Here is a 3,932-nt window from a genome sequence, read left to right as displayed (position 1 = left end):
GTGCGGATCGGCGCGTCGTCCGGCGTCGCCATCGTCGAGGGGCACCCGGAGAGCGGGGAGTAACGCTCGTTCGTCGGTACGCAGTCGAAAGGTCGCCCTCGCGCTCGTTCGTCAATAGCGAGCCCGAAGCAGGGCTAACGTTCGTCCGACGACGGGGGGCGCCCGTCGCCGTCGGCGGCGAGCCCGTCACCGGACGGCGATCCGTCGGCGTCCCCGACGGGCCCGTTCCCGGCGTCGCGTCGCTCGTCGCCTCTGACCGCGTCGCTGCCCTCGGCCCCGTCGACGCCGTCGGACTCCGCGCCCTCGATTTCCTCGGGGTCGACGTCGACATCGAAGGCGGAGACCGACTCGGAGAGCGACTCGGCCTGTCCCCGGAGCCGGTCGGCGTTCTCCGCGATGGTGGCGACGGTCGCCGTCTGCTCCTCGGCGGCCGCGGACACCTGTTCGGACCCGGAGGCGACCTCGCCGCTCACCTCGGCGACGTCCTCGACCCCCTCGACCGCGCGCTGGGTCGACCGGGCCTGGTCTTCGGCGGCCTCGCTGATCTCCTGGACGCCGTGGTTCGTCTCCTCGACCGCGTCGACGACCGCTTCGAGCGACGACGACGCCTCCCGAACGGTGTCCGAACCCTCGTCGATCCGCGCGTTCGTCTCGCGGATGTCGTCGACGGTCTCGTCGGCCTCCTCGCGGACCGCCTCGACCTGCGATTCGATCTCGGCGGCGGCCTCCTGCGTCTCCTCGGCGAGGTCCTTGACCTCGTCGGCGACGACCGCGAAGCCCTCGCCGGCCTCGCCCGCGCGAGCGGCCTCGATGGAGGCGTTCAGCGCGAGGATGTTCGTCTGCTCGGCCACGTCGGTGATGAACTCCACCACCTCGTCGATCTCGTCCATGCGCTCGTCGAGCGCCTCCATCTGCTCGACCGCGGCCGCGGAGCGCGCCTCGATCGCGTCCATCTCGTCGAGCGCCTCCGAGGCGGCCTCGCGGCCGGACTCGCCGCGCTCCGCGGCGGCCTCGGCGGTCTCCGCGACGGACGCGGCGGACGAGGCGACCTCCTCGATGCTCGCGGAGAGGTCGCTCATCTCGTCGCTCACCTCGTCGAGGCGCTCGTCCTGACTGATCGCGCCGTCGGCGATCTCCTGGATCTGCTCGCTGACGGTCCCGCTCGCGGTCTCGACCTCGTCGGCGCCGGCCGCGAGCTCCGCGCTCGCGCCGTCGACCTCGCCGGCGAAGGCGGCGACCCGCGCGGTGGTCCGCTCCAGCTGGGCCACCATGTCGTTGAACTCCTCGGCGATCTCGCGCATCGCCTCGCGGTCCGCGTCCGGGTCCATCCGGCGCGTGAGGTCGCCGTCCGCGACCGCGCCCATCACCTCGCTGTAGTCGGCCGCACGCGCCTCCATGTCGCGGGTGACGGCCTCCGCCTCCTCGCGGGCCGCCTCGGCCTCGTTGGCGGCGGTCTCCGCCTCGGCGATCCGGTCCCGGAGCGAGTCCCGCATCTCCCCGAAGCTCCTGAACAGGCGGCCGATCTCGTCGATCCGTCCGGTCGACAGGTCGACGTCGAGGTCCCCCGACTCGATCCGCTCGGCGCGGTTGCGGAGCCGCGAGAGCGGGAGCACCGTTCGGGTTCCGAGGACGGCGCCCACGACGCCCAGCGACGCGAGCGTGAGGAGGATGAGGAGCAGCACGGAGTTCCCCACGTCGTTGCGGACGGCGAACGCGGTCGACTGGTCGACGCTCGTGACGGCCACCCAGTCGGTGTCGGGAACGGAGGCGTATGCGTGGACCTGGCCGTCGCCGATCCGCGTCGCGGTCGTGGCGTTGCCCTCCCGGATCGCCTCGACGCCGTCGGCGTGTTCCGCTTCGTCGACCGTGCCGTCGATGTCGAGGACGGTCTGGCCGGCGGCGTTGAGGATCATCGTCTCCTCCCCGGTGTCGCTGTTCTGGATGCGTTCGAGCTGCGGCTGGATGCGGGTGACCACGACGAGGTACCGGCCGTCGGCCCGCGGCACCGAGCTGGCGAACGCCATCACCGGGCGGTCGTTGAGCACGGGCGACCGGTACGAGCGGTCCGACCGCCAGACGCGGTCGTCCTCGCCGACCCCCTCGGGGACGTCCGCGTCGCTCCACGGCGCGTCGAGGTCGCTCGGCGCGCGCCCCTCTAAGGGGCGTTCGGTGCTGGCGACGACCCGGTCCTGCGCCGCGTCGACGAGGTGGATGCTGACGATGTCCTCGGAGAGCAGCTGGTCTTTCAACAGCACGTACGCCGGCGCGCGCCGGTCGGACCGGAGCGCGTCGGCCGCCGACATCGACCGCGTCTCGGTGCTCATCCGCTCGGTCCACGACCCGATCGCGTCGGCCTGGAGGCCGCCGGTCTCGGCGAGCTGGGTCGTCGCGTCAGACTCCACGGTCTGTTCGGTCTGGAGGTAGGTGAACGCGCCCCCGGCGACGACGACGGCCGCGACCACGAGGAACGCCAGCGCGAACTTCGCGGCGTACCGGCGGCGCACCGCGTTCGGGAGGAGCCGCCCGACCGCGCGCACGAGGCGCTCGAACGAGTCGGGTGCCATCAGTTCACCGCCTCCGGGTCCGTGGGGACCGACAGGTCGCCGGCGACGATCCGCTCGCCGGAGTCGACGATCGCGGCGCGCACGTCGTCGGGGATCACCGGCCCGAGCGTCGTACCGTAGACGAGCGCGACGCCGTCCTCGGCGAGCCCGAGCGCCGTCGTGGAGCCGGTGGCGAGGTCGTCGTCGATCGTCTCCTCGACGGCGTCGTACACCGCGGTGCCGACCCGCTTCACCATCGACGCGAGGATCACGTCCGCGTACCGCGGGTTGCTGCGCGACTGGTCGGAGTCGACGCCGATCGCGTACCGGCCGTACTCCTGAGCCGCCTGAAACACGCCGAGTCCGCTCCCGCCGGCCGCGTGGTACACCACGTCGGCCCCCTGTTCGAACATCTCCGCGGCGGCGGCGTACCCGCCCTCGGGGTCGTCGAACGCGCCGAGGTACGTTGACAGCACCGACACGTCCGCGGTCGCGTGGTCGACGCCGGCGCGGTAGCCGGCCTCGAACTTGCGGACGAGCGGCGAGTCGACGCCGCCGACGTAGCCGACGGTCCGCTCGTCGGGGATGGTCGACCCCGCGCCGACGGACACGTCCCGGTCCGTCACCAGCCCGGCGAGGTGGCCGGCCTGGAACGATCCCTCGTGTTCGCGGAACACGTAGCTCGCCACGTTGTCGCGGTCGACGACCGAGTCGACGATGGCGTACCGCTGGTCGGGGTGCTCGCCCGCGACCGTCGAGAGCGCGTCCGCCTGGAGGAAGCCGATACAGCAGATCAGGTCGTAGGCGGGGTCGGTCGACGACGAGAGGGCGTCCTGCGCGGTCTCGAACTCCGGGATCGAGGTCGGCTCCTCGTTCGCGAACGCCACGTCGTGATCGAGGCGCGCGCGCTGGATGCCCCGGTTCGCGGCGTCGTTGAACGACCGGTCGTCTAGCCCGCCGAGCGCGTAGATCATCCCGACCGTCGCGCTGGCGTCCGCCGCGTTCCGGATCGCGTCTCCCCCGTCGGCCTCGTCGTCCGCCGGTTCGTCGTTGCCGGTGTCTATCGACGCCGAACCGGGGGCCTCGTCGCCGAGGCACCCGGCCAGCGCGCCCGCCACAGCCCCCCCGAGACCGGCGGCGAGCCGCCGTCGAGAGAGCGTCGTGGGTCCCGTCTGCGTCATGTCGCACCGGTTTCGACCGAGGGCTAAAACGCCTCGGAGCAGATTATCAATGATAATAGTAAACCGCGCTCGCAGCCCCGGCGGTCCGGTCACCACCGTTCCCCGAGGCTGAGAATCCAGTCGGACGGATTTATAATCCGAGCGCGTACGAAGGGGTATGAGCCACCAACCGGGATCGCGTGGATTCGACCTCGACGCGGCGTTCAAG

2 protein-coding genes are annotated in these 3,932 nt (G+C 71.9%); both read right to left on the bottom strand.

Annotated elements, in window-relative coordinates:
- Positions 1–134: 134 nt before the first annotated feature.
- Entirely contained in the window at positions 135–2,564 is a 2,430-nt protein-coding gene (locus Q0116_RS09875; protein WP_297887494.1) for a methyl-accepting chemotaxis protein, read from the bottom strand.
- Positions 2,564–3,724 (bottom strand): BMP family protein, encoded by a 1,161-nt coding sequence (locus Q0116_RS09870; protein WP_297887491.1) that lies wholly within the window; start codon positions 3,722–3,724, stop codon positions 2,564–2,566. Before Q0116_RS09870 ends, Q0116_RS09875 begins: the two co-directional genes overlap by 1 nt.
- Between the last annotated feature and the right edge of the window lie 208 nt (positions 3,725–3,932).

This window comes from uncultured Halorubrum sp. (genome assembly GCF_937146585.1).
In the GTDB taxonomy this organism is placed as follows: domain Archaea; phylum Halobacteriota; class Halobacteria; order Halobacteriales; family Haloferacaceae; genus Halorubrum; species Halorubrum miltondacostae.
The sequence above is the reverse complement of the archived record's forward strand: the minus strand, read 5'-3'. Positions and strand labels throughout refer to the sequence as shown.